Raw genomic sequence first — 26,398 nt, forward strand, 5'->3', positions numbered from 1 at the left:
ATGAAACTTTTTAGGCTTTCTTTCGTAATATATTGATAGAAAAGTAAGAGAATGGGGGAAGAATGTGAGAAAACAGCCGCAACGTCAAATCAGCTTAAATGGATTAAAAGTATGGCGTCTTCAAAATGGAATTATCTCATTGATTTTCTTATTCATCATCATTGGGGTATTTGTAGCTAGTTATTATTTTCAATGGCCATATTGGATTGGAGCCATCCTCATCGGTTTGTGGATTTTACAGGTCATCTTCGGAATCTGGCTCATACCGAAAATCCGCCATCACATCTGGCGCTACGAAGTATTTGAGAACGAAATTGAAATACAGCACGGACTGATTCGTGTCACACGTGTCATTGTGCCAATGGTACGTGTTCAGCATGTGGATACATCCCAAGGGCCGCTTTTAAGGCGCTACCGGTTGGCATCTGTTCAAATTTCTACTGCTGCGACAGTGCATGATATTCCGGCACTGGAATTAGAAGAGGCAGATGAGCTTCGCGATTACATATCTCGATTAGCAAGGGTGACGGAAGATGATGTCTGAACCAAAACGTGTACATCCAATCTCGATGCTCATTGATTTTATATCAGATGCCGTATCCATGATCAAAAACTTCATTATCCCTTTTTTCGTGCTTATTTTTGTGAACTCGAATTCAAGTATTCGTTTTTATGCGTTTATCATTCTTGGTGTGCTTCTGTTATGGAAAGCTGTTTCAACCGTTTTAGGATGGAGACGATTCACCTATCGAATGGAAGACGATGAATTTCGAGTAGAATCAGGTGTGATCACCAAAAAGAAAAAGTATATCTCGTTAGAACGAATTCAAACGGTGAATACAAGTGAAGGCATCTTCCAGCGGATTTTTGGTTTGGTTCGGGTGCAAATCGAAACGGCAGGCGGGACGGATGGACCTGAAGTGAGCCTGACGGCTATTACAAAAGCAGAAGCTGAGCAATTAAAGCAATCGATTTTCAACCGGAAGAAAAGCTTGCAACAAGAAGAAATGAATGATGAAAATTTAGATTTCCCTGATCCTCTGACAGCGCAACAGCCTGTAGAAAAAGAAATCAGTGTTTCCTACAGAATGGGTATACCAGAGCTGCTTTTGGCTGCGACCACTTCAAGCGGAATCGGCGTCATTATTTCTGGGTGTCTCGCCATTTACACACAAATAGATGAAATTCTGCCTTTGGACGGATTCCTCAAACGGTTTTCTTTTTTAAGTCATGCGAGTGTTGAGATTTATGCGATTCTCATATTTATTGCCGTATTGATTGCGTGGATTCTTAGTGTTGGGGTAACAGCCCTTCAATATGCGAATTTTAACGCAAAACGAAAAGGGAAAGACATCATCATCACAAGAGGACTCATCGAAAGGCATCAAATGACCATTCCGCTTGCGAGAATTCAAGCAGTGAAAATCAAGGAAAATATTCTTCGTGAACCATTTGGTTTTGCGACGGTCATGCTTGTCAGCGCAGGAGGTTCCATTACAGAAAAAGAGACTTCTTCTGTCTTATTTCCACTCATACGGAAGAAAAAAATCAATGAATTGTTAACGCAATTTACAGATCAATATCAGCTGGCACCAGAAAGTGAATTGAAAAAAGTGCCGAAGCGTTCACTAAAACGTTATCTGATATCTTACGGATTTGTTCCATTACTTGTAGGTATAATCCTTTCTGTACGTTTTCCACCATGGGGATATTTGGCGCTGATTCCATTACCGTTTGCCTTGTTTTTTGGGTATTTAGCCTATAAACAATCAGGATATGTGATCAAAGATCAACTGATTCAATTAACGACAAGAGGCATCGGAAAGACCACCGGAATTGTTTTAAGAAAACGAATGCAAAACTATACGATGACCCAATCTTATTTTCAAAAGAAAGGGCGGGTGGCAAGTATTCACACCTTTGTGAAGTCCTCTGCCTTGCTTGATTCCTTTGGTGTGCATCACCTTGAAGAGGAAGATGCTGCACGTGTATGCGATTGGTATTCCTATGAAACGAATCAATCAACTTAAACCAAAAAATGTCGATCAGCTCCCGTTAAACGGAGTGATCGACATTTTTTATGAGCTTAATAGCGTCGTTTTTTTGAATGGAAGAATAGGGTGATCGGTGCTAGGATCATGCCGCCTATCAATCCAAATAAGTGGGCCATGATGTTGATGTTCGAGTTGACGAACGTCATAATGACAGAAACGCCGAGAATCGTTAAGATGACCTGAGAATTACCACGGTCCATCATATGCGGTTTAAATAGGACAAGATAAAGATAGACGCCAAATAAACCAAATATCGCACCAGAAGCCCCGACATGTACGTACTCTAAAGGCTCCACCCAATAGGTTCCGAGATTGCCAATGAATCCAGCACCCAGATAAATCACAAGAAATCGAACCTTTCCAAGCAAATACTCAAGTGCTGGAGCGAATAGGAAGAGCGACATGGAATTGAACAGAATATGTGTCAGACTTCCGTGAAGAAAAATAGGCGTTAAAAGCCGCCACCATTCTCCTGCTGCAACACCATAATTAAAACCAACGAGATGGTCCTGCCCAAGCTGGATCATTGGAATAGGGATTGCAAATAAAAGCCATAGGCCGATTTGCAAAGCAAGGATCGCTGTTACGATTGGATACGATCTAATAAATTGTTGAAAGCTCTCCGTTCGAATAAACATAACAAACCCCTTTTGACTAGATAATGGTAAGTTTATAGTAACACGTTTATGAAGCGAACATCCAAATTAGTACGAGTATCATAGGAGGTACCTCATGATTAAAGGAATCGGTATGGATATTGTAGAGATCGGCCGGCTGTCACGAGTGCTTAGCAGGCAGCCCCGTTTACCAGAACGAATTTTGACTTTACGTGAACAGGAAGTCTTTCGCACACTAAGTGAAAAGAGACAGCTGGAGTTTCTGGCAGGACGTTTTGCGGCGAAGGAAGCATTCGCAAAAGCATACGGTACGGGAATTGGTCAGTATGTCAGCTTTCACGACATCGAGATACAAAAAGATGCGAACGGAAAACCTCTCATCAAAAGTGAGAAAACAAAAGAAGACTACGTTCATGTATCCATTACACACACAAAAGAATATGCTGCAGCACAAGTTTTAATTGAAAGGTTGTCAAGCTAGTCTGCATATTGTTTGTCCCCCCTTCATATATTGGGTAGTGCGATAAGGAAGGGCGAGTTGCTAACAGGCTTTGATGGTTCGCGGTACGCAGTTAACTCTTGAGGCGTACTGTTAAAGTCAAACAAGCGGTTTCTTCCTTTTAACACAATTAACGAAGGGGTTGAAAAGGGTGAGAAAAAGCTTTGTTTTGCTTGTAACGGGGATCCTTTTTGTACTGATTCTCTCCGCATGCGGTCAAAAATCTCAACAGGATATCGTTGGAGATCTAAACAAAAAGGCAGAGGAAATGACATCATACAAAGCCAAAGCAAAAATGACCATTGAGACAGGAAATGATCCGCAGGAATACCATGTGGAAATTTGGTACAAGAAGCCGGAGCTTTACCGTGTCTACTTAGAAAATCCGAAGAAGGATCAGAGTCAAGTCATTTTAAGAAATGGCAATGGTGTATTTGTGCTGACACCTTCATTAAACAAAAGCTTCCGCTTCCATAGCGATTGGCCGAACAACAGCAGTCAGGTGTATTTATTTGAATCACTTGTGAAAGACATTAAAAATGACAGTGCAGCTCAGTTCAAAGCAAAAGAGTCGAAGTACGTTTTTGAAACAAAAACCAACTATCAGCACAACCAAATGCTGCCGACCCAAGAGATTACCTTTCATAAAAAAACAATGGCGCCTGCCAGTGTGAAAGTACTGGATAGCGATAAAAAGCCAATGGTGAAAGTAGAATTCTCTCACTTTGAATTCAACAAATCCTTTGACAAAGACGCCTTTGATGAGAAGAAAAATATGACACTTTCTCAAATGGATGTTGCCACAAGTGCAGATCCATCTGACAGCTTTGCGGTGAAAACGCCTGTGGATATGCCAGAGGGCGTGAAGAAAATGGAAGAGAAAGAAATGACAACAGATGCTGGAAAGCGGTATGTGATGACGTATGGCGGAAAGAAATCCTTCACGCTCATTCAGGAAAAAGCGCGGGTAGCAGAAGCGTCTACGCCTGTGACGATGAACGGCGAGCCAGTCGATCTTGGCATGACAGTGGGTGTTCTGACAGACAAATCTCTTTCTTGGACATCTGATGGAGTTGACTACTTGATTTCTTCAAGTGATTTATCGAAGGAAGAGCTCTTGATGGTTGCAAAGAGTGTAGAAGGCCAGTCAGCGAAATAAATACCTCAGGCGAGAGCCTTAGATATGAAAAATCAGCCCTATACAAGGGCTGATTTTCTTTGATTTGTTTCACTTTATTCCTGATTTTTAGTATCATATGAGGGGATTGAATCATTCAATAGGGAAGTGTGACGGATGGACACAAACGCCTTTTATAGAGACACATGGGCAGAAATTAATTTATCAGCAATCAAGCATAATGTTTCACATATGAAAGATCATATCGGTCAAAATGTTCAACTAATGGCTGTGGTGAAAGCCAATGCATATGGACATGGAGATATAGAAGTGACAAGAGCTGCTCTCAAAGCAGGAGCAGACGTATTAGCCGTCGCTTTTTTAGATGAAGCCATTTCTTTAAGAAATAAAGGTGTAAAAGCACCTATTCTTGTGCTCGGCGCAGTACCGGCAGAGTATGTCAAAGTCGCCGTTAGATACAACGTTATCATGACTGCTTACTCGATCGATTGGCTAAGAGAAGTCGTCAAAGTGATGAAAGGGCAGATGGGACAACCCATTCGTTTCCACTTGAAAATCGACAGCGGCATGAATCGGTTAGGTGTGAAAACAATCGAGCAGGTGAGCGAAGTAAAAGAGCTTGTCCACAATCATTCTTTTTTACAGCTGGAAGGAGTATTTACTCACTTTGCCACAGCGGATGAAAAAGATGAAAACTACTTCGGTATGCAGGTTGATACGTTTAAAACATTGCTTCAACCGCTTCATACGGACAAACTGCTCATTCATTGCGCCAACAGTGCAGCAGGTCTAAGGTTTAAAGACACTTTATTTAATATGGTTCGTTTTGGCATCAGTATGTACGGGCTGTCGCCGTCGGAAGAAATCAAAGATGAATTGCCGTTTCAACTGGAAGAAGCATTATCTCTTCATACAAAACTTGCACATGTAAAGCCCATTCAAAAGGGTGAGAGCGTGAGCTATGGTGCAACTTATACAGCGAATCAAGATACATGGATTGGTACAATTCCAATTGGGTATGCAGACGGCTGGATCAGGAAGCTTGCCGGAACAGAAGTGCTCGTTGGCGGAAAACGCCGAAAGATTGCCGGAAGGGTGTGTATGGATCAATTCATGGTTGATTTGAAAAAGGACATTCCGGCAGGGGAGCCAGTCGTGCTCATCGGGACACAAGGCGAAGACAGGATATCTGTCGATGAAATAGCCAAGCGGCTTGAAACCATTAACTACGAAGTCACTTGTTCTGTTGGCTACCGCGTCCCAAGAGTCTATATAGAGGACGGCGAAAGGGTTCATGTACGAAATCCGTTGCTTCAAGGCGGTCCAAGCTTTTTATAAACAACATCCACGGGAACGATGTTCAAACTGACATCGTTCTCTTTTATTCTACAAAGGCATCATAAACATTCTCCCTTTTTTAGAGATTTTGGAAATACCGTATGATTTTCGGAAAAAAGCGTATAATGGGAAAGAGGAACTCCATTATCATCTTGATTTACGGGTGGCGAGCCGCTTCATGTTCTAATAAGAAATCATGAAAAAACAGCTTTGCTTGTGCATTGAATAATGGTATGATTAGTCTTGGAATGGATCGATACGGAATCCGTAAGTTTTGTGGAGGTGTATGTTTTTTGTCTGAATCCAGCGCAACAAACGAAATGAAGATTCGACTGCCGGAGACTTTAATGTCTGAGATCGAACGAGTAGCAGAGCAGGATAAGGTAACAAGAAATGAATTGATCTACCGAGCGACAAAAACGTATATTCGTGAACGTAATATTCGACAAAATCGTGAATCGATGAGACGCGGCTACATGGAGATGGCGAAAATTAATCTGAATATCTCTTCAGAAGCACAATACGCAGAGTTTGAGGCTGAGAATACAGTTGAGCGATTAGTCAGCGGGGGTTAAACATTTGATTGTTAAACGCGGTGATGTTTACTTTGCTGATTTATCTCCTGTTGTTGGCTCCGAGCAGGGCGGGGTTCGCCCAGTATTGGTGATTCAAAATGACATTGGAAATCGCTTCAGCCCGACTGCTATCGTTGCAGCCATAACAGCCCAAATACAAAAAGCGAAATTACCGACTCACGTCGAAATTAATGCAAAGCGCTACGGCTTTGAACGAGATTCTGTCATTCTTTTGGAACAGATTCGTACGATCGATAAACAAAGATTGACAGATAAAATCACACATCTTGATGATGAGATGATGGAGAAGGTTGATGAAGCCTTACAAGTTAGTTTGGCTCTTATTGATTTTTAATATGGTGATACTTGGTTGCTCTATTGGGAGCAACTTTTTTTGTGTTCAATTTTTTTTAACGTTATAATGAAGAAAGACTAAAGAAGAGCTTTAAATGTAAGTAGGGGGTAAAACATGTCGAATCATATCGTGTTAGCTTTTGCAAGAAAGCACCAAAAGGAATTAGAAACAGAGTGGACGGACATTTTAAAACGACTCGGAGAAAAAGAAACGGACATGATGCTGAACGACAAAATGTATGAAACCATCTGTTCGGAATATGTTCAACTCATCATTACATCTCTTTCAGAGGGGGATAATGAAGATTTTGAAGAAAAAGTGCAAAATTTTGCTTTGAAAATCGTTCAAATGGGTATATCACTTAAGTTACTGGCAAACGGTCTAACGGAAATCCGTACACATTTATATGAAAAAATGAACGATGACAAAGATACAACACAAGAAAGTCATGACCTCATCTGGCAAATCGATCGATTCATCACACCCATCCATAATGAGATCTTAAACCAGTATTCCATCTCATGGGAAAAAACCGTCAGCCTTCAAAAAATTGCGCTGCAGGAACTTTCTGCCCCGCTAATCCCTGTGTTTGAGCACATCACCGTCATGCCACTTGTTGGCACAATTGATACAGATCGTGCGAAAAAAATTATGGAGAACCTACTTAATGGTGTCGTCAAACATCGCTCACAGGTCGTTTTGATTGATATCACGGGTGTACCTGTCGTAGACACAATGGTGGCCCACCATATTATTCAAGCGTCAGAGGCTGTGAGATTAGTAGGAGCGAAGTGTTTACTTGTCGGTATTCGCCCAGAAATAGCCCAAACAATCGTTAACCTTGGAATTGATTTATCTCAGGTTACAACAAAGAATACCCTTCAAAAAGGAATTCAAACTGCTTTGGAAATGACAAATCGAAAAATTGTTTCATTGGAGGGATAACCAATTGAGAAATCACCCGAAGATTCCAATCTTAAAATTATATAATTGTCTTCTGATTTCAATACAGTGGGAGCTTGATGATCAAACAGCTCTTCACTTTCAAGAAGACTTACTGAATAAAATTCATGAAACAGGAGCAAACGGTGTGGTCATTGACTTAACATCCGTCGATATGATTGATTCATTTATCGCAAAGGTATTAGGCGATGTGATCACCATGTCCAAGCTCATGGGGGCAAAAGTTGTATTAACAGGAATACAGCCGGCAGTCGCTGTGACGCTTATTGAACTTGGCATTTCACTGGAAGAAATTCAGACAGCACTAGATCTTGAACAAGGGCTTGAGACACTGAAGCGGGAATTGGGGGAATAGATATGAAAGACCAATCCTGTGTAAAAATATTGACGGAATGGGACATAGTCGCAGCAAGACAATTGGGGCGGAATGTTGCAAAAGAACTTGGTTTTGGAACAGTTGACCAAGCAAGAATTACGACGGCCATTTCAGAATTAGCTCGAAACATCTATTTATACGCTGGTAAAGGTCAGATTTGTATAGAAGAAGTGATGGAGCGCGGAAAGCGTGGACTCAAAGTCATCGCAGCCGATGAGGGGCCTGGCATCATGGATATACGTAAAGTAATGGAAGACGGATTTTCTACATCAGGCGGACTCGGAGCAGGCTTGCCGGGCGTCAGAAGACTGATGGATGAATTTAAATTAGATTCCGCACCAGAACAAGGAACTGAGATACAAGCTGTCAAGTGGCTTCGCTAGGAGGGAAACCATGGATTTTAAGGAGGTAATGGAGCAGCGTTATCATCAGCTGCTCAGTCGTTATATCAGTGATTTAACTGAAACATCGCTTTATCAAGCTCAAAAATTTAGCCGAAAAACCATTGAGCATCAAATACCTCCTGAAGAAATAGTGAGTGTTCACCGAAAAGTGATTCAGGAGCTTTACCCTGATTTGCCGGAAGATGTCTTTCATTCACTAGACTTCTTAATTGAAGTCATGATTGGATACGGACTTGCCTACCAGGAGCATTTAACACTAAGAGGCATCCAGCAAGAAATTAAGTCGGAAATTGAAATTGCTGCAAATGTTCAGCAAACCCTTCTGGAAACGAAAATTCCAGAAGGAGACACATTTGATATCGGAGCCATCAGTGTGCCGGCAAAACAGATGAGCGGGGATTATTACCATTTCGTAACAGATCACGATACAATCAATATCGCGATTGCAGACGTCATTGGGAAAGGCATTCCAGCTGCGCTCTGTATGTCGATGATTAAGTATGCGATGGATTCCTTGCCAGAGTCAGGCAGCGGCCCAACGAAAGTGCTCAAAACCCTTAATCGTGTGGTCGAGCAAAACGTAGACCCAAGCATGTTTATCACCATGTTTTATGGCAGCTATAATAAAGAAACACATGAATTTAAGTACGCATCGGCTGGACATGAGCCGGGCTTTTTCTATTGCAAAAAAGAGAATCAATTTTACGATTTAGATGCAAAGGGTCTTGTGCTTGGAATTGCACCAGATTTTGATTATAAGCAGTATGAGAAGCATTTGGACGTAGGGGATATGGTAATCTTATTCTCTGATGGTGTCACAGAATCCAAATCGGAGGATGGCTTCCTAGAGCGTGAGGATATCAAAGCCCTGATATCTGAGAACCTATCCTATTCAGCTCAGGAAATGGTGGATTCCATCTATGACAGCTTACTCAAGCTGCAAGAATTTCAGCTGCATGATGATTTTACGTTACTTGTCCTCAAAAGGAAGGTTTAGAAAGTGCATAGACGGGTATATAAAATTCAAGGAAACAAGAATTTCGAGGTGAATGCATAATGAATATGTCTGTAAAAGAGCATCAAATAGATCAAAAAACAAAAATTAGTGTTAGTGGAGAAATCGATGTGTACTCTGCTCCTCAGCTAAGAGAAACACTCATGCCTAAAGCCGAGGTGGGAGAACATCTAGAGATCTGTTTGAAGGATGTTACGTATATGGATAGTACAGGATTAGGTGTATTTGTTGGGTTGTTTAAAGCAGCTCAAAAAGCAGGTGGAACACTAAAGCTTGAGAACTTGTCAGAGCGGCTTGTAAGGTTGTTTGAAATCACTGGACTAAAGGACATCATTGACATTTCTGCAAAGTCAGAGGGTGGGGTACAATGAACGAAACAGTAGATCTAATCGAGATGAAAATACCGGCAAAACCAGAATATGTAGGCATCATTCGTCTGACTCTTTCAGGCGTAGCGAGCCGAATGGGCTATGTCTACGAAGAGATTGAAGACTTAAAAATTGCCGTCAGTGAGGCTTGTACAAATGCAGTTCAGCATGCCTATAAAGGAAAAGACGGTGAAGATGGAGAGGTAGCGGTTCGCTTTCTTGTCTACGAAGATCGTCTAGAAATCATTGTCGCAGACAAAGGCGGTAGCTTTGACTTTAAGCAAAAGCAGGAAGACCTAGGGCCGTACACATCTGCTCATACGGTGGAACAATTGGCAGAAGGAGGTCTTGGTTTATACTTAATGCAAACATTGATGGATGAAGTCGAGGTGCAAGCAAACTCCGGAGTTACCGTGGCGATGACAAAGTTTTTAAACAGGGAGCGAGTTGACCATGACACAACCATCCAAAACTATGAAACTAACTAAAGATGAAGTGGATCGCCTCATTCAAAGCTATCAATCCAACCAAGACGAGCAGGCGCAGCTGACACTAGTTGAGTGTTATACAAATCTTGTGGATATGCTCGCGAAGAAATACTCCAAAGGAAAAAGCTTTCATGAGGATTTAAGACAAGTTGGAATGATTGGTCTACTTGGCGCAATTAAGCGTTATGATCCACTTGTCGGTAAATCATTTGAGGCATTTGCCATTCCAACCATTATCGGGGAAATCAAACGCTTTTTACGTGATAAAACATGGAGTGTCCATGTACCAAGACGAATTAAAGAGCTTGGACCAAGAATCAAAATGGCAGTTGATCACCTGACAACGGAAACGCAAAAGTCACCTAAAGTACAAGAAATCGCAGAATATCTAGATGTAACAGAAGAAGAAGTTCTTGAAACAATGGAGATGGGCAAAAGCTATCAAGCGCTGTCTGTTGACCAAGGCGTAGAGGCAGATTCTGAAGGAAGCACTGTGACGATTTTAGACGTCGTCGGCTCACAAGAAGAAGGGTACGAACGTGTAAACCAAAAAATGATGCTTGAAAGTGTGCTTCACGTTCTGACGGATAGAGAAAAAGAAATTATCAATCTCACGTATTTGCAAAATAAAAGCCAGAAAGAAACAGGCGATTTACTCGGCATATCTCAAATGCATGTATCAAGGCTGCAGCGGAAGGCAGTTAAAAAGCTACGAGATGCATTGTCAGAAGATGCGTCTATGGAGCTAGGGTAATGAAGCAGATCGAACAGCATGAGCATGTAAACGCCATTATCTATCAATCGAACAAAGAAGGAAAATCATGCTGCGGGGACAGTTTTTTTATTAAAGCAGATGATGAAGAACTAATTTGTGCTGTAGCAGACGGATTAGGCAGCGGCCAGTTCGCCAATGAATCATCTTCTTTAGTCAGCGAAATTGTCGAAGAATATGGACATGAGGATGTGACAACCCTCATCGATAGATGCAATCAGGCCATGAAAAATAAACGCGGAGCCACTGTGGCCATATTGAAGGTGAATTTTTCCCAGCAGCAGTTTACCTATTGTTCGGTTGGCAATATTCGATTTATCTTGAATGCACCTTCTGGCGACTATATTTATCCACTTCCGACATCAGGATATCTATCAGGTAAACCTAGAAAATACAAAACATACACCTATTCCTACGAAAAAGGTTCGACATTCATTATGTATTCAGACGGGCTGAATGTGCCAAACATGCGAATGTGTTTAAAGCATAGCCATTCAGTTGCAGACATCGCAAAAGAACTTGAAACATACACACAAGACAAGAAAGACGATCTCACCTATGTACTTGGTCAGCTTACATGAAATAGCTGACCTTTTTTCTGTTTTGCCAGTTTTTTTGATACACTAAAAGAGAAGACACAGTGAGAGGATGCAAAGTATGAAGACATCTGACTTTTTATTGAAACAAATTGCGACAGAATTAAAGCTTTCAACAAAACAAATTGGAAGTGTGATCCAGCTATTAGAGGATGGCAACACCGTCCCGTTTATTGCACGCTACCGGAAAGAGCAGACAGGCTCACTAGACGAGGTGCAAATTCAAACCATTTCTGAACGCTATACATATATCCAAAATGTGACGAATCGAAAAGAAGAAGTGATTCGCTTAATCGCTGAACAAGACAAATTAACAGATGAATTAAAACAGAAGATCGAACAGGCGCATAAGCTACAAGAGGTCGAAGATTTATATCGACCATTTAAACAAAAACGAAAAACGAAGGCAAATGTAGCCAAAGCAAAAGGACTTGAGCCGCTTGCGGAGTATTTACTGCAGCTGCCAAACGATGAGATCGAAAAGAAAGCATCGGCTTTTATTAATGAAGAAAAAGAAGTCACAACCGCAGAAGAAGCACTAGAGGGCGCCCAGCACATCATTGCTGAACAGCTTGCGGATGATCCTGATATGCGGAAATGGATTCGCAGTGAGACGTACCAAAAGGGAAGTCTTGTCACATCAGGAAAAGACGTTGAAAACGACGAGAAAAACGTCTATGAAATGTATTACGACTACCAAGAGCCGATTAAAAAAATTGTGCCTCATCGTGTACTTGCGGTCAACCGAGGCGAGAAAGAAGGGATTTTGAAAGCAACCATCGAACCACCTGCTGAAAATATTCGTTTCTACCTCGATAAACAAGTCTTAAAAGGCAAGCAAACGACGGCGAGGCCTTACATTGAAGCGGCCATTGATGATGCATACAAGCGCTTGATTCAGCCTTCAATTGAACGGGAAATACGAAAAGAGCTGACAGAAAAAGCAGAGGAACAAGCCATTCATATTTTCGCTGAAAACTTAAGAAAGCTCCTACTTCAACCGCCGATGAAAGGGAAACGTGTACTTGGGGTGGACCCTGCGTTTCGTACAGGCTGTAAATTAGCCGTCGTGGATGATACAGGAAAAGTCCATCATATTGGCGTCATTTATCCGCACCCGCCTGTGCAGAAAAAAGCGGAAGCCAAACAAAAAGTGAAAGAAATCATTCAATCATCCAACATTGAAGTCATTGCGATCGGAAACGGAACAGCCTCAAGAGAGACCGAACAATTCATCGCAGACTTGATCCAAGAGCTGGACCAGCCGGTTTCATATTTGATCGTGAATGAAGCAGGGGCAAGTGTATACTCTGCATCTGCACTGGCAAGAGAAGAGTTTCCAGACTTGCAAGTCGAAGAACGAAGCGCTATATCCATTGCTCGAAGATTACAAGATCCATTAGCAGAGCTCGTAAAAATAGATCCAAAATCTGTCGGTGTAGGACAATACCAGCACGATGTGAGTCAAAAGCAATTAAACAGCTCGTTAACCTTTGTGGTAGAGACGGTTGTTAACCAAGTCGGTGTGAACGTTAATACAGCTTCACAGGCACTGCTGCAATATGTGTCAGGTCTTTCAAAAGCCGTCGCAGGGAACATCGTCAAGCGCCGTGAAGAGATTGGGAGATTCACAAGCAGAAAAGAGCTGAAGGATATCCCAAGGCTTGGTGCAAAGACATATGAGCAGTGTATCGGCTTCCTGCGCATCACAGATGGACAAGATCCACTTGACCGCACAGGTATTCACCCTGAAAGCTATAAAGAAACAAAACAGTTTTTACGCATGATTAAGATGACGCCAGACGATCTTGGTACAGAGCAGTTAAAAGAGAAAATCGCAGAGGTCAAGCTAGACGAAGCCGCACAGCAGCTTGACATTGGTCCAATTACACTTCAGGATATCATCGATCAGCTGACAAGACCTGAGCGTGATCCGCGCGATGAAGTACCAAAACCTCTTTTGAAAACAGATGTGTTGAAATTGGAGGACTTGAAGCAAGGAATGGAGCTACAAGGAACGGTGAGAAACGTCGTAGACTTCGGCGCATTCGTTGATATTGGCGTAAAACAGGATGGACTTGTCCACATTTCCAAGCTAAGCAATCGCTTTGTGAAACATCCGCTCGACGTTGTATCAGTCGGTGATATTGTGACCGTATGGGTAGACTCCGTTGACCAGGCAAAAGGTCGGGTGGCTCTTTCGATGCTAAAACCAGATTAAACAAAAAACGAGGCGCACCTTAGGATGGGGTGTGCCTTGATGTGACTGAATGTTTTTTTCTATAGAAGTACCAGCATTGATTAAGCAATTTGATTTGATAATGATTTTTCTCATAAAATGCTTTCTGCATCTGATTTTTCAGCCAGTTGGGCATCGCCCATTCCTCCTTTGATCAAAACAGTGGGTGTACCTTCAATGTATGCAAAGAGGAAATTGTCCCGTTCGAGGTTTTTATAGAAAGGAACGATCTTGATTGAACGAGAGAGAGTTACAGCAGTTAACAGAAGACATTTCAGAGCAGTTCTTTGGTAAGACGTTTCGCCATCAGGCTGTTTTCAATCCCCGTTTAAAAACGACAGGCGGGAGATATTTACTTGGAACACACAATATCGAATTGAACCGCCGATACCTAGAAGAACATGGACGAGAAGAATTAATCGGGATCATCAAGCATGAGCTGTGTCATTATCATCTGCATCTTGAGGGAAAAGGCTATCAGCATCGGGACCGTTCCTTTAAAGAGTTATTAAAACAAGTAGGAGCCCCGCGTTTTTGTACAGCGCTAAAGACCGTACAAAATAAACGACGTGGACAGAAGCGACAAGAATATGTTTGCACAGGATGCGGTCAGTATTTTATCAGGAAAAGGCGAATTGATACCTCTCGTTATGTGTGCGGCGTCTGCAAAGGAAAATTAAAATGGCAGCGTACAATCGGTTCAGAGTGATATGCATTCCTTTATGGGATGCTTTTTTTGTGAGATGAAGTAGACATATTGAGACAAATAGAGACGCGAGTCTCATTTTGTCTCTTTTGTGATCGATGGGAATCGCTCAAATCCTAAGCTTTCAAGCGCCATGATGTTGGCACGCTTTTTGCTTGTATAGAAGTGCAAGCAAAAAAGATAGGAGGTTTTAACATGGAAATGGCACTTAAAAAAGAAAAAGCCGTTTGGATGTATCAAAAAATGCAGGAAATTCGCCAATTTGAAGATCAAGTACACACGCTTTTTACAAAGGGGATCTTGCCAGGTTTTGTCCATCTTTATGCTGGTGAAGAGGCTGTTGCTGTAGGAGTCTGCGCTCATCTGAATGAACAAGACAGTATTACAAGTACACATCGTGGCCACGGTCATTGTATCGCCAAGGGCTGTGATCTAAAAGGAATGATGGCAGAAATCTATGGAAAAGCCACAGGTCTTTGTAAAGGTAAAGGTGGATCTATGCACATTGCAGATTTTGATAAAGGAATGCTCGGTGCCAACGGGATTGTTGGAGGCGGCTTTCCACTTGCGTGCGGGGCAGCCCTCACGGCTAAATATAAAAAGAAAGATAATGTAAGCGTTTGCTTTTTTGGGGATGGTGCTAACAATCAAGGGACTTTTCACGAAGGAATCAATCTCGCCGCTATCTGGAAACTGCCAGTCATTTTCATCGCAGAAAACAATGGTTACGGGGAAGCGACGCCATTTTCGTATGCTTCAAGCTGCAAATCGATTGTGGATCGAGCCGCCAGTTATGGTATTCCGGGTATTCAAGTGGATGGAAAAGATGTGACAGCCGTTTATCAAGCAGCAGAACAAGCGATAGAACGAGCAAAAAATGGAGAAGGTCCGACATTGATTGAATGCATGACATATCGGAATTATGGTCATTTTGAAGGAGACGCTCAGCGCTACAAAACCAATCAAGAAAAAACCGAACATCAAGAAGAGAAAGATGCCATCACTCTTTTTAAAAATGAATTATTAAAGCAGCAGCTGCTAACAGATCGAGAAATATCAAGTATTGAAGCGTCTGTAGCAGAAGCGATAGATGAAGCCGTGAGATTCAGTGAAGAAAGTGAATATCCAGATCATACTGAATTGCTAACTGATGTGTATGTTTCGTATCAATAAATCTGAAAGGAGAGAGGGAAATGACAAGAGAAATCAGCATGTCTAGTGCTTTGAATGAAGCGATTAAACTGGCAATGAGAAGAGATGGAGATGTCATTTTAATGGGAGAAGATGTTGCAGGAGGTGCTCATGTAGATCACTTACAGGATGATGAAGCATGGGGCGGTGTTCTTGGTGTAACAAAAGGCATTGTTCAGGAATTTGGGCGTGAACGTGTCCTTGATACACCGATTAGTGAAGCTGGCTATATAGGTGCGGCCATGGCTGCTGCTTCAACAGGGCTAAGACCAATTGCTGAACTCATGTTTAATGATTTTATCGGTACTTGTCTCGACCAAGTGCTGAATCAAGGCGCAAAATTTCGATACATGTTTGGCGGAAAAGCAGAGGTGCCTATCACGATTAGAACGACACATGGGGCGGGTTTTAGAGCAGCTGCCCAGCATTCACAAAGTTTGTATGCGCTATTTACAAGCATCCCTGGTTTGAAAGTAGTTGTGCCTTCTTCACCATATGATGCCAAAGGGCTGCTGCTGGCAGCCATCGAGGATCAGGATCCTGTCATCTTTTTTGAAGACAAGACGCTTTACAATATCACAGGAGATGTGCCGGAGAGGTATTACACATTGCCGCTTGGTCAAGCAGATGTGAAGAGAGAGGGATCTGATGTAACCATCTTTGCAGTGGGCAAACAAGTGTGTACAGCACTCGAAGCGGCAGAGCAATTGTCTGCTCAAGGTATTGAAGCGGAAGTGATTGATCCAAGAAGTTTGTCACCGCTCGATGAAGAGGCCATTCTGACTTCAGTAGAAAAAACTAATCGACTTGTCATTGTTGATGAAGCAAATCCAAGGTGCGGAATTGCCGCAGATATCTCTTCTTTGATTGCAGATAAAGGATTTGATTTACTGGACGCACCAATCAAAAAAGTGACGGCTCCTCATACACCGGTGCCATTTTCACCACCTCTTGAAGATATATATTTGCCAACACCCGATAAAGTTGTGAACACCGTATTAGAGATGATTGGCAAGAGTCATGACAAGATCTTGAACTAGAGAAAGGAGAGAGGGAGATGGCTGTCGAAGTTGTGATGCCTAAATTGGGCATGTCGATGAAAGAAGGAACGGTATCTGTCTGGAATAAAGAGGTCGGTGAGACCGTAAATAAAGGAGAAAGCATTGCAAGCATCAACTCCGAAAAAATTGAAATGGAGATCGAATCACCTGCTGAAGGAACCATATTGGATATAAAAGTACCTGAGGGAGAAGGTGTACCGCCTGGCACGGTCATCTGCTATATCGGTGAAGGAAATGAACAGGTGGAGAGAAAGAAAGAAAAAGAAATCCAGTCAAAACCAAAGAAAGAGAGAAAAAAAATCTCCCCTGTTGCCCGTAAAATGGCGAATAGCGCAAACCTAGACATTGATACGCTAGTGGGGACAGGACCAGGTGGAAGAATTACGAAAGAGGATGTGCTTCGTGCACTTCCTGAACGGAAAGAGAAGAAACAAAACGAGACAGTGCAACAGCCTATTAACATGATGCGGAAAACAATTGCCTCAAGAATGATGGAAAGCCTGCAAACAAGTGCACAATTAACCATTACGATGAAAGCGGACGTGACAAAACTGACAAACCTACAACAACAGCTGAATGAAACAGCCATCGCACGTTACGAGACAAAGTTGACCATCACCGATTTTGTAGCCAAAGCAGCGATCCTATCGTTGTTAGAACATCCTGCGATGAACAGTCAATATCATAACGGAGTTGTCGAAACCTTTGAGAATGTTCATCTTGGGATTGCTGCTGCGTTAGATAACGGATTGGCTGTACCGGTCATTCGGCATGCGGAGCGGTTAACGCTGATAGAGCTGGCGAAGGGCATTAAATTGTATGGTAAAAAAGCACGTGAAGGAAAGCTTCTACATGACGAAATCAAAGGTTCTACCTTTACCATCACCAATCTTGGAGCGTATGGTGTAGAGCATTTCACACCAATTTTGAATCCGCCGGAAGCGGGGATCCTTGGTGTCGGAACAATGTATGACACCCCTGTTTATCGAGAGGATGAATTGTGCAAAGGGACCATCCTACCACTCAGTCTTACGTTTGATCACCGCGTGCTGGACGGGGCGCCTGCCTCTGCATTTTTATCAACGGTCAAAGCACACTTAGAAGAACCAATATCCATTCTTTTATAGGAAGAAGGTGAATGTACCATGACACTGGTCATTATAGGAGGCGGACCAGCAGGTTATGTGGCGGCCATAACAGCCGCCCGTTTTGACAGGGAGGTTGTGTTAATTGATCAAGGTCAGCTGGGAGGTACCTGCCTCAATGAAGGCTGTATCCCGACCAAAGCACTTTTGCAAAGCGCCGATATGTATGAGCATGTGAAATCGGCTGGACATTTTGGAATTGAGCTTCCAGAACATGAGCCTATCATTCAATGGAATGCTGTCCAAAAGCTGAAACAGTCTGTCGTCAAGCAGCTCACTGATGGTGTTCGTTACTTGATGAATAAAAACAAAATTACCGTGGTAAATGGGAAGGCTTCATTTCTATCAGCACATGAGCTATTCTTAGAAAGTGAAGGGAAGTCTGAAATCATTCAAGCAAAACAAATCATTATTGCAACAGGGGCTGAGCCTGCGGCTTTACCGTTTGCACCTTTTGATGGCGAATGGATCATTCACAGCAAGGACGCCATGTCACTTTCTTCGATCCCAGATTCACTTTGTATCATTGGGGGCGGGGTGATTGGCTGTGAGTTTGCGAGCATCTTTAGCAGAATGGGATCAAAGGTTGTCATGGTTGAACGGGCAGTGCACATTTTACCAGAAGAAGATCGTGATACAGCACAATGTCTTCACGAGCAACTCGAAGAAACGGGTGTAAACATTTTGACGTCCGCCGCAGTCAAACAGCTTGATTCCTCTTCAAGAAAAGTAGTGGTGGAGAATAATCAAGGAGAACGTTGTGACATCCAGTCGGATCTTTGCTTAGTGGCGATTGGCAGAACTCCGCAACTTGGAGAGTTGAATCTTGATCAGATTGGAATTGAATTTGATAGAAACGGAATCTACGTCAATGAACATATGCAAACCAATCTCCCGCATATTTATGCGTGCGGTGATGTGACAGGTGGGGTCCAGCTTGCTCATACTGCCTTTCATGAAGGGACGGTTGCAGCTTCCCATGCATCAGGTGAACATCTAAAGGTCAATGAACAAGTGATTCCGAGGTGCATCTACACCTCTCCAGAAATCGCGAGTGTTGGTTTAAATGAAGAGAGTGCTAGAAAACAATATGAGGAGATTCGGATAGGGACATGTGCATTTTCTGCAAATGGAAAAGCATTAATCTTAAATCAACCAGCCGGTCACGTAAAGGTCATTGTAGAGCCGCAATATCAAGAAATATTAGGCGTTTCAATCATTGGACCGAATGCAACAGAAATGATTGGACAAGCGGCGGTGATGATGCATGCAGAGTTGACCGCTGATACATTAGAGCAGTTTATTGCGGCACATCCGACACTTTCAGAGGCAATACACGAAGCCGTTCTGCAAACCATTGGAAGAGCGGTGCACTGCTGAAAAAGACTCCTTTTCCATCCAATTGACTTCTTGGGTTAGCCAATGATAATTGAAAGCGCTTTTATGTTTATCTATAATGAATAAAAAGCCCCCAGAGGAGAGGATGGAATGAATCCGACGCCTTGTTATTTAAATACGTGGAAACGTTTTGTTCGTGAAGGTTTGCTTGATCAGTCTCGTCTGAATAAGAGAGTGGCAGAATCATGGCACAGGTGTAAACAGGCAAATGTGAATCCGTATTTAGATAAAGGACAGTCGTTGTTAGAAAAGGAACGATTCAGTGCTCAAAAAAAGAAATATTCATTATTCCTAAATGCGGCTCTTCCTTACTTAAATAAAATCAATCAGCAATTAAAAGATTCTGATATGCTGGCCTTACTCATTGATGCAGATGGTTATGTGCTAAGTCTGACAGGAAGCGAAAGAACGATGGTGGAAGCCAGAAGAATTAATTTTATGGAGGGTTCACGCTGGACTGAAACAGATGTAGGGACAAATGCGATCGGAACGGCACTCGTCATCGGAGAAGCGGTGACGATCAACGGAACGGAGCATTTTTCTATCGCCTCTCATCATTGGAGTTGTTCAGCTGCTCCAATTCGCGATGCGGACGGTACGATCATAGGGGTGATTGATATCTCCTGTATGACGGATAACAAGCACCCTTTTATGCTTGGAATGGCTTCAACGGTTGCTTATGCCATAGAGAGAGAAATTCAAGTCGAGCAAAAAAGGAGAGAGCTGGAGCTGATCACTCATTGTCTCCAGCAGGTGGAAGCAGATGAACCGTATGTGGTCTGTAATGAAAAAAAGCAAATTGTGTCTGCCAGCAGGTCGATTAGAGATCGATTTTCAGACTGGTATGGAATGGATGTTGAGCGGCTTAAGGATCATCCATTTGTTATCCGGGGAAAGCAGATCATTCAATCAGAGCAAGACGGGAAGGTGCTAGGCATATCCCTTTCTCTTGAAGAAGTAGCGAAAAGCAGCATGACCGTTTCTTTTGCTCAATTTCCCGGGGAATCAGGAACAAGTAAGGTATTTCAACAGACGCTTAGTGAGATGAAGAGAGCGGCACAAACAGATGCTCATGTGTATATTTGGGGAGAAACAGGGACAGGGAAGGAACTCGCCGCTAGAGCCATTCACTCCGCCAGTGAAAGGCATAAAGGGCCGTTCATTGCTGTTAATTGCGGAGCCATTCCTGAAAGCCTGTTAGAAAGTGAGCTGTTTGGCTATGCTGAAGGTGCTTTTACAGGAGCAAAACGTCACGGAGCTAAAGGAAAATTTGAACAAGCCCATAAAGGAACACTCTTTCTAGATGAAATAGGCGAAATCCCATATGCGATGCAAGTAGCGCTTCTTCGGGTGATAGAAGAAAGGGCAGTCGTACCGCTCGGCGGGACACACGAAATCCCTTTGGATATTCGAATCATTACAGCGACTCACCGTAATATGAACGAACTGCTGAAGGAAGGAAAAATACGAGAAGACTTGTATTACCGTCTTCATGTCTATCCGATCAATATCCCGCCGCTTAGAGAAAGAAAAGAAGACATTCATGATTTATATCGTTATTACCAAAAGAAGCATCACTGGAATGCAGCGTTTCCTGAATCATTTTTTCAGAAATTACAGGCGTATCATTGGCCAGGAAACATAAGAGAGCTTTTTAACCTGTTTGAACATCTAAGGGTTCTCTTTCCGAAAGGTGGATGGATTGGTGAATCGCAATATGCTTCAGTATTAGAGACGATTGATCAGAAAAAACAGAAGCTGCATCCAGCGGAGCAACCCGAGACTTCAAAAGAACTCACATTCAGGGAACGCATTCAAAAGCAAACAGTGATAGACGCACTGCATAAAACAAAAGGTCATGTGTCAGAAGCAGCGAGGTTAGCAGGAGTACCAAGAAGTACTTTTTATAAGTGGATGCGAAAGTTTCATCTGTCTTAATCTTATGAGGAAGGCTGCATCAAGGCCCTTGGTCTACGTGGAGGTCGGGGGCTTTCTGTCAAGTTAAACAAATGGCATGGAAAAAGGCTTGACTGTTATATTAGTATATGTTAAATTATAAAAGCCGTCGCAAATGAAGCAGGAATGAAACGTTTAAAAATTCTTGACACATTTTTCTGGCATAGATATAATGAAACATGTCTCATTATTCCGCAGTAGCTCAGTGGTAGAGCTATCGGCTGTTAACCGATCGGTCGTAGGTTCGAGTCCTACCTGCGGAGCCATAATGGAGAAGTACTCAAGTGGCTGAAGAGGCGCCCCTGCTAAGGGTGTAGGTCGCGCAAGCGGCGCGAGGGTTCAAATCCCTCCTTCTCCGCCATTATCATATGGCCCGTTGGTCAAGCGGTTAAGACACCGCCCTTTCACGGCGGTAACACGGGTTCGAATCCCGTACGGGTCATGTTTTCTTTTTATGTTGATTCGTTGGGCTATAGCCAAGCGGTAAGGCAACGGACTTTGACTCCGTCATGCGTTGGTTCGAATCCAGCTAGCCCAGCCATTTTTTATATATGTTTTTCTGCATAGCAGATGAGCCATTAGCTCAGTTGGTAGAGCATCTGACTTTTAATCAGAGGGTCGAAGGTTCGAGTCCTTCATGGCTCACCATTGTCACGCGGGTGTGGCGGAATTGGCAGACGCGCTAGACTTAGGATCTAGTGTCTTTATGACGTGGGGGTTCAAGTCCCTTCACCCGCATTGTTTTTTCAAACAGTGCACTTATGAATATATGAGCACATCATACACGCGGTCGTGGCGGAATGGCAGACGCGCTAGGTTGAGGGCCTAGTGGGTGAATAACCCGTGGAGGTTCAAGTCCTCTCGGCCGCATCTAAGAAACCAAAGGTTATAGATCTTTGGTTTTTTTGTTTTTTATAACTTTTAAATGAATTTGTCCACTTATCTTAAGTAAATGGATTTTTTTGTTTGAGTTTGATATTTTTATATATTGTCGTCTAATTCTCAGCCGTAGCCTTTTTTAGAAAATAAATGACCTTATACATTCTTCTCCTTGTTCAATTAATAGAGCGATATGAGAGTGTTTAAGATAGTGAAGATTTTTGAAGTTTTTGTTTGTAGATAGTCGCAGTACACGGAAGTACACAACACAATATTAAAGATATGTTTTTAGCTTCTTTCAATTAATGAGAGGTTAACAGAGCCTTCCTTAATAATTAAGTTGAATGGTTGGTGAGTATGAAACAAATGTAATTTACAAAGACACCACGTAGAAACTTATTATGTAAATTCATTTGGCAAGTCTGTAACATGAACATCCTTTTTCTCTTTCTTGGAAAGAATGAAACAAATTGAAAAGAAAGACAGTTGAAAAGATTTTAATTTTTATTAGGGGATATTGATAATAAATATTTATGATAAACTGATGTCATCAAAATTTTCTAATGGAATAATAAATCTTAACGCAGGATCAGTTGCTAGCTAATGGGGGGATAACATGAAACAGATAGAAGCAATTTTTTTAGATAGAGATGGAACAATTGGTGGTGATGACACTATTCATTATCCCGGAAAATTCGAACTCTTTCCTTATACAGCAATTCAAATTAATAAACTAAAAAAAGATAATGTGAAAATATTCTCTTTTACAAATCAATCTGGTATATCAAGTGGACTAGCTAAGGTAGAAGATTTTAAAGAGGAATTGAAAGGTTTTGGTTTTGATGAAGTATATATATGTCCACACGGTCATAATGACGGATGCTCTTGTAGGAAGCCCGGCATAGGAATGTTAATGGAAGCTCAACAAAAACACGATTTAACTCTCGAAAATTGTGTGGTAATCGGGGACCGTTGGAGTGATATTGTTGCAGCTGATAAAGTAGGAAGTATTAAAATTTTGGTTAGAACTGGGGCTGGTGAATATTCGCTTAGTGAACACTTTGATAAATTAAGTGGGATTAAAATAGACTATATAGCCAATGACCTTAATGATGCTATAAACTGGTTGTATAAAAATTCTTGTATAAATAATCAAGTGTAATATTACCCTGCTAATGAGAGCTGTCAATACAAAAAAAGGTGTTTCAACATGTAGCATCTTTTTTGTTTTTTTAAAACAGGTTACGAGTCCTTTCATGAACAGAGTGTTGAGGTCGTTGAAATTAAGTTAAACCAGTGGAAATGATGGTGACGGAGTTAAAACAGACCGAACTATGAAAAAATGGCAAGAAACATGAAAGCTAATCAGGAGGAAAGTCTTTAGAAATCTGTGAATGGAGAGTGAATCCAATTGCTCTATAAAAGAAATTGACTGGGATAAAAAAGTACCTCGTGACAGGTCGAAGCTGATTGCAGTTACATTGTGGTCTTGTGTTGAGAGCCTGCTGCTGAAAACTTTCTGTCAGGGTTTATCAAAGAAAACATCAGATTATGAAGAAGTAAAGGCAATAAGGACAATGTTAGAGGAGTAGACCCACTTATCAAGGCCAAAATTAAAAAACATAGCATATTATATAATATGCTATGTTTTTTCTTGTTCCACTAATGCACCCATTACTTTAATTGCTGATGTTCATTAGGTTACTTTATTATGGAATAAAAACAAGTGTCAGTCAGCTTGCTGCCATCCGCGGATAAATCATCATTTCTTAAAGTGCCTTCAAATGCAAAGCCAAGTTTTTCTGGGAGAGCCCGACTTTTGAGGTTGGTTGATTCACACCTTATTTCAATTCTTCTAAATTTGACATTGTTTAATCCGAAGTCAGCTAATTTCTCCACTGCTTCTGTCATATATCCATTCCCACTAAACTTTGTATTTATCCAGTACCCAATCTCACATTTAGGAATGGTCCAGTCAATCCCCTGAAGGCTAGTTATCCCAATGAAGTGATTGCTGTTTTTATCAAAAATAAGAAAACGGAAACTTTCCCTTTTTAAAAAATTGATATGAGCATTTCTTAAATTGATCTCTGTTTCTTCAGCAGTAGGAAGTTCTTGAGCAAATGGCAACCATGCTTTTAATTCAGAAAAGGAATCTTTTATTGCTTGGTTTACAATTTTCCCGTCTCCTGTTTGGTGGGGTGCTCGAAGTATGAGTCTTTTTGTCTCTAATTGTAAAGGAATATCTAACAATAAAGGGTTCATTTCATTTCTCCTCTCAGAATTTTATATTTTAGCATGTATGGAGAGTATGTGGTTCAAACTGTTCGTTGTCAATTTATTGTAGCAAGAAACTGATCAATTCATTAGAAGAGCTTTGGAACAATTTTCAATTCTTTAAAATTTGAAGTAACATAAAGCATTTCAATGTCACACATGAATATGGGGATTTGTTATGATGAAGTGAAAGAATATAAACAGGCTGCACAATATTTTTTGTTAGAAGTTTTTTTGGGGTTATCGCAACATAGTTTCCTAACAAGCAAAACAACAAAAAACCTTGAGATTACTAGGGAAGCGCTAGAAAAGGGGATGCAAATACATGTCAATTTATCATAAAGTCATTGGAGAAGGATTTCCGATCGTGATATTGCATGGTTGGACACTTGACCATCAAGTGATGTTACATGCATTGGAACCGGTATTTGAAAAACAAAGCGGTTGGAAAAGAATATACATAGACTTACCGGGTATGGGACGTTCCCAGCCTCACCCATCTATTCAGAACTCTGACGAAATGTTAGAAGCGGTATTGCGTCTTTTGGACGAGATGATCCCTGATGAACAGTTTATTGTTTGTGGTTATTCGTATGGAGGGTACATAGCTAGAGGTATTGTTCATTCACGCCGGGAAACCGTTCGTGGATTACTGCTTGTGGCCCCAATGACTATACCTGTATTCGATAAAAGAGTCGTACCAGAGAAGACAGTTCTAAAAAGTGACAGCCACTTGATATCGCATTTGTCTTCAGAGGAGGCGGATGCATTTTGCTCCATGGCGGTTGTGCAAGGAAAAACGGAATGGGAGAGGTTTCGCGATGAAATTTACCTTCCTTCTAAACAAACAAATCATGAATTCATCAATAACATTCTTCAAAATGGGTATGGCTATACCTTCGACATTTCAGCTGAATTTCAGTATCCCACGCTCATGATCACAGGGCGTCAAGACGATGTAGTCGGATATCAAGATGCGTGGCGGCTGATCGAAGACTATCCAAGGGCCACTTTTGCAGTGCTTGATATGGCTGGTCACAACCTGCAGATTGAACAACCCGATGTGTTTCATTCATTAGTCCATAACTGGTTAAACAGACTTGAGTCGGAAAATATGTAGTTGTTCACCTTTGTATAAATAGAAATTTTCTTGATTCGGGTTCGTGGCTGTATTAATGATTTTTATAGTTTGTGAACGAAAAAGTCCACTCATCTTATGTGAGTGGGCTTTTTGTATGAGTTATCATATAATAAATGTCATTCTAATCGATCGAATGGCTTCAAACTATTGAAATTTCCAACTAAACAACGAAATGATAAGGTGGGGTTGAGCTTATGCTTGGATTGCCAAGAGGGGAAGTTTTTTTAGTTCCCTGGTCTGCTGAATGGGGCAAAGAATTTGAAAGGGAAAAGAAACGCATAGTAGAGGTCATTGGTCAGTATACAGTGAATGTGCATCATATTGGAAGTACAGCAGTTAATGGTTTGAGTGCGAAACCCATTATTGATATTGCGATTGAAATAGATTGTTTTTTTGACGGGAAACAGTGTGTAACAGCTTTGCAAGGGCTTGGTTATTCATATAGAGGGACCAAAGTTTTACCTGAGAGACACTATTTTAACAAAGGAGAACCACGTACTCACCAAATTCATATGTATCAAACAGGCAATAGATATTTACTTGAACAGTTAAATTTCAGGGATTATTTAAGAAGTAACAAATTAGTAAGAATTGAGTACGAGCAACTCAAACTGAACCTATCTAGCTTAATTAAAAATGACAAACACAAATATGCCGAGGGAAAAACTAACTTTGTCCAATCGATTTTAGAGAGAATTTAGATAAAGATTTCTTTTCATGCTGAAAAAAGCTGATTTTATGCACAAATGATTGAACAAAGCTAAATAAACATTTCATCATTAAATCTCTGTCTTATTTGTGTTACCATAGCACATTCGGTGCTCTTTTAAATCCTAAATTGCAATAA

Annotated in this window: 28 protein-coding genes, 7 tRNA genes and 1 pseudogene; 33 read left to right on the forward strand and 3 right to left on the reverse strand. The window is 41.5% G+C overall.

Going from position 1 to position 26,398, the window contains the following annotated elements:
• Nucleotides 1–64: 64 nt before the first annotated feature.
• Both NSQ52_RS02665 and NSQ52_RS02670 read left to right on the forward strand, forming a co-directional pair.
• A complete protein-coding gene (locus tag NSQ52_RS02665) occupies nt 65–544 on the forward strand; it encodes a PH domain-containing protein (RefSeq protein ID WP_008346922.1) in 480 nt (159 codons plus the stop codon).
• Nucleotides 534–2,030 carry a PH domain-containing protein gene (locus NSQ52_RS02670; protein ID WP_342473892.1) on the forward strand — a complete coding sequence of 499 codons (1,497 nt, stop codon included), beginning with the start codon at nt 534–536 and terminating at the stop codon, nt 2,028–2,030. The genes NSQ52_RS02665 and NSQ52_RS02670 overlap by 11 nt, the downstream gene beginning before the upstream one ends.
• 56 nt (nt 2,031–2,086) lie before the next feature.
• Here the strand turns inward: NSQ52_RS02670 and NSQ52_RS02675 are convergent, their stop codons facing one another.
• Nucleotides 2,087–2,692 carry a rhomboid family intramembrane serine protease gene (locus NSQ52_RS02675; protein WP_007496491.1) on the reverse strand — a complete coding sequence of 202 codons (606 nt, stop codon included), beginning with the start codon at nt 2,690–2,692 and terminating at the stop codon, nt 2,087–2,089.
• Nucleotides 2,693–2,786: 94 nt separating this feature from the next.
• On the opposite strand from NSQ52_RS02675, the gene acpS reads away from it, so the two are divergent.
• The 14 genes from acpS (at nt 2,787) to NSQ52_RS02745 (ending at nt 13,779) form a co-directional block, all read left to right on the forward strand.
• Entirely contained in the window at nt 2,787–3,152 is a 366-nt protein-coding gene (acpS, locus tag NSQ52_RS02680) for a holo-ACP synthase (protein ID WP_017366663.1), read from the forward strand.
• Between the two features lie 160 nt (nt 3,153–3,312).
• Nucleotides 3,313–4,329: an outer membrane lipoprotein-sorting protein gene (locus NSQ52_RS02685; protein ID WP_007496489.1), complete on the forward strand. Its 1,017-nt coding sequence runs from the start codon at nt 3,313–3,315 to the stop codon at nt 4,327–4,329.
• Between the two features lie 135 nt (nt 4,330–4,464).
• Nucleotides 4,465–5,646 (forward strand): alanine racemase, encoded by a 1,182-nt coding sequence (gene alr / locus NSQ52_RS02690; RefSeq protein WP_326112513.1) that lies wholly within the window; start codon nt 4,465–4,467, stop codon nt 5,644–5,646.
• A gap of 293 nt (nt 5,647–5,939) precedes the next feature.
• Nucleotides 5,940–6,221, forward strand: a complete 282-nt coding sequence (locus NSQ52_RS02695; protein ID WP_012008995.1) for a hypothetical protein — start codon at nt 5,940–5,942, stop codon at nt 6,219–6,221.
• Between the two features lie 4 nt (nt 6,222–6,225).
• A complete protein-coding gene (gene ndoA, locus NSQ52_RS02700) occupies nt 6,226–6,576 on the forward strand; it encodes a type II toxin-antitoxin system endoribonuclease NdoA (protein ID WP_003214169.1) in 351 nt (116 codons plus the stop codon).
• A gap of 114 nt (nt 6,577–6,690) precedes the next feature.
• A complete protein-coding gene (locus tag NSQ52_RS02705; protein ID WP_058336383.1) occupies nt 6,691–7,521 on the forward strand; it encodes an RsbT co-antagonist protein RsbRA in 831 nt (276 codons plus the stop codon).
• A 4-nt stretch (nt 7,522–7,525) separates the two neighbouring features.
• Entirely contained in the window at nt 7,526–7,894 is a 369-nt protein-coding gene (gene rsbS / locus NSQ52_RS02710) for an RsbT antagonist protein RsbS (protein ID WP_003214235.1), read from the forward strand.
• A 2-nt stretch (nt 7,895–7,896) separates the two neighbouring features.
• Nucleotides 7,897–8,298, forward strand: a complete 402-nt coding sequence (locus NSQ52_RS02715; protein WP_003214085.1) for an anti-sigma regulatory factor — start codon at nt 7,897–7,899, stop codon at nt 8,296–8,298.
• 10 nt (nt 8,299–8,308) lie between these two features.
• Complete coding sequence (locus tag NSQ52_RS02720; protein ID WP_017358394.1) at nt 8,309–9,316, forward strand: PP2C family protein-serine/threonine phosphatase; 1,008 nt, start codon at nt 8,309–8,311, stop codon at nt 9,314–9,316.
• Nucleotides 9,317–9,375: 59 nt separating this feature from the next.
• Nucleotides 9,376–9,705, forward strand: a complete 330-nt coding sequence (locus tag NSQ52_RS02725) for an anti-sigma factor antagonist (RefSeq protein ID WP_058336382.1) — start codon at nt 9,376–9,378, stop codon at nt 9,703–9,705.
• Nucleotides 9,702–10,190: an anti-sigma B factor RsbW gene (gene rsbW / locus NSQ52_RS02730; protein WP_058336381.1), complete on the forward strand. Its 489-nt coding sequence runs from the start codon at nt 9,702–9,704 to the stop codon at nt 10,188–10,190. The genes NSQ52_RS02725 and rsbW overlap by 4 nt, the downstream gene beginning before the upstream one ends.
• On the forward strand, nt 10,156–10,944 hold the full coding sequence (gene sigB, locus NSQ52_RS02735) for an RNA polymerase sigma factor SigB (RefSeq protein WP_012009000.1): 789 nt from the start codon (nt 10,156–10,158) through the stop codon (nt 10,942–10,944). Before rsbW ends, sigB begins: the two co-directional genes overlap by 35 nt.
• Nucleotides 10,944–11,543 (forward strand): PP2C family serine/threonine-protein phosphatase, encoded by a 600-nt coding sequence (locus NSQ52_RS02740; protein WP_017358391.1) that lies wholly within the window; start codon nt 10,944–10,946, stop codon nt 11,541–11,543. The genes sigB and NSQ52_RS02740 overlap by 1 nt, the downstream gene beginning before the upstream one ends.
• Before the next feature lie 76 nt (nt 11,544–11,619).
• Complete coding sequence (locus NSQ52_RS02745; RefSeq protein WP_342473893.1) at nt 11,620–13,779, forward strand: Tex family protein; 2,160 nt, start codon at nt 11,620–11,622, stop codon at nt 13,777–13,779.
• Nucleotides 13,780–13,798: 19 nt separating this feature from the next.
• On the opposite strand, the gene cmpA is transcribed toward NSQ52_RS02745, so the two are convergent.
• Nucleotides 13,799–13,933, reverse strand: coding sequence for a cortex morphogenetic protein CmpA (cmpA, locus tag NSQ52_RS02750; RefSeq protein ID WP_008346893.1), 135 nt, complete (start codon nt 13,931–13,933; stop codon nt 13,799–13,801).
• 99 nt (nt 13,934–14,032) lie between these two features.
• Here cmpA and NSQ52_RS02755 point away from each other — a divergent pair, with 99 nt between their 5' ends.
• From NSQ52_RS02755 to NSQ52_RS02825, 15 genes and pseudogenes are all read left to right on the forward strand, one after another.
• Nucleotides 14,033–14,506 carry a SprT family protein gene (locus tag NSQ52_RS02755; RefSeq protein WP_039169871.1) on the forward strand — a complete coding sequence of 158 codons (474 nt, stop codon included), beginning with the start codon at nt 14,033–14,035 and terminating at the stop codon, nt 14,504–14,506.
• A gap of 192 nt (nt 14,507–14,698) precedes the next feature.
• Nucleotides 14,699–15,676, forward strand: coding sequence for a thiamine pyrophosphate-dependent dehydrogenase E1 component subunit alpha (locus NSQ52_RS02760; RefSeq protein ID WP_326241932.1), 978 nt, complete (start codon nt 14,699–14,701; stop codon nt 15,674–15,676).
• Between the two features lie 20 nt (nt 15,677–15,696).
• Entirely contained in the window at nt 15,697–16,734 is a 1,038-nt protein-coding gene (locus tag NSQ52_RS02765) for an alpha-ketoacid dehydrogenase subunit beta (RefSeq protein WP_326112503.1), read from the forward strand.
• Nucleotides 16,735–16,751: 17 nt separating this feature from the next.
• Nucleotides 16,752–17,882 (forward strand): dihydrolipoamide acetyltransferase family protein, encoded by a 1,131-nt coding sequence (locus NSQ52_RS02770; RefSeq protein ID WP_058336377.1) that lies wholly within the window; start codon nt 16,752–16,754, stop codon nt 17,880–17,882.
• An 18-nt stretch (nt 17,883–17,900) separates the two neighbouring features.
• Nucleotides 17,901–19,280 carry a dihydrolipoyl dehydrogenase gene (gene lpdA / locus NSQ52_RS02775; RefSeq protein WP_342473894.1) on the forward strand — a complete coding sequence of 460 codons (1,380 nt, stop codon included), beginning with the start codon at nt 17,901–17,903 and terminating at the stop codon, nt 19,278–19,280.
• Between the two features lie 108 nt (nt 19,281–19,388).
• Nucleotides 19,389–21,236 (forward strand): sigma-54-dependent Fis family transcriptional regulator, encoded by a 1,848-nt coding sequence (locus NSQ52_RS02780; RefSeq protein WP_144680384.1) that lies wholly within the window; start codon nt 19,389–19,391, stop codon nt 21,234–21,236.
• Nucleotides 21,237–21,445: 209 nt separating this feature from the next.
• A tRNA-Asn gene (locus NSQ52_RS02785) sits at nt 21,446–21,520 on the forward strand.
• A 4-nt stretch (nt 21,521–21,524) separates the two neighbouring features.
• A tRNA-Ser gene (locus NSQ52_RS02790) sits at nt 21,525–21,615 on the forward strand.
• Between the two features lie 9 nt (nt 21,616–21,624).
• A tRNA-Glu gene (locus NSQ52_RS02795) sits at nt 21,625–21,696 on the forward strand.
• Between the two features lie 24 nt (nt 21,697–21,720).
• A tRNA-Gln gene (locus NSQ52_RS02800) sits at nt 21,721–21,795 on the forward strand.
• 31 nt (nt 21,796–21,826) lie between these two features.
• Nucleotides 21,827–21,902 (forward strand) — tRNA-Lys (locus NSQ52_RS02805).
• A gap of 7 nt (nt 21,903–21,909) precedes the next feature.
• Nucleotides 21,910–21,992: transfer RNA gene (locus tag NSQ52_RS02810), tRNA-Leu, on the forward strand.
• 48 nt (nt 21,993–22,040) lie between these two features.
• Nucleotides 22,041–22,124: transfer RNA gene (locus tag NSQ52_RS02815), tRNA-Leu, on the forward strand.
• A 625-nt stretch (nt 22,125–22,749) separates the two neighbouring features.
• Entirely contained in the window at nt 22,750–23,295 is a 546-nt protein-coding gene (locus NSQ52_RS02820) for an HAD-IIIA family hydrolase (protein WP_326241927.1), read from the forward strand.
• Nucleotides 23,296–23,551: 256 nt separating this feature from the next.
• Nucleotides 23,552–23,641 (forward strand): annotated as a pseudogene (locus NSQ52_RS02825) (hypothetical protein); the annotation flags it as partial.
• A gap of 193 nt (nt 23,642–23,834) precedes the next feature.
• Here the strand turns inward: NSQ52_RS02825 and NSQ52_RS02830 are convergent.
• Nucleotides 23,835–24,398 (reverse strand): GNAT family protein, encoded by a 564-nt coding sequence (locus tag NSQ52_RS02830; RefSeq protein WP_144680377.1) that lies wholly within the window; start codon nt 24,396–24,398, stop codon nt 23,835–23,837.
• 337 nt (nt 24,399–24,735) lie between these two features.
• Between NSQ52_RS02830 and NSQ52_RS02835 the strand changes: the two genes are divergently transcribed.
• Together NSQ52_RS02835 and NSQ52_RS02840 are read left to right on the forward strand one after the other, a co-directional pair.
• The gene (locus NSQ52_RS02835; protein ID WP_326241926.1) at nt 24,736–25,530 is read left to right on the forward strand and encodes an alpha/beta hydrolase; all 795 of its coding nucleotides are present in this window, start codon (nt 24,736–24,738) and stop codon (nt 25,528–25,530) included.
• Between the two features lie 215 nt (nt 25,531–25,745).
• A complete protein-coding gene (locus NSQ52_RS02840; protein ID WP_144668423.1) occupies nt 25,746–26,252 on the forward strand; it encodes a GrpB family protein in 507 nt (168 codons plus the stop codon).
• Nucleotides 26,253–26,398 lie beyond the last annotated feature (146 nt).

It is taken from the genome of Bacillus sp. FSL W8-1141 (assembly GCF_038593205.1).
Lineage (GTDB): Bacteria > Bacillota > Bacilli > Bacillales > Bacillaceae > Bacillus > Bacillus altitudinis.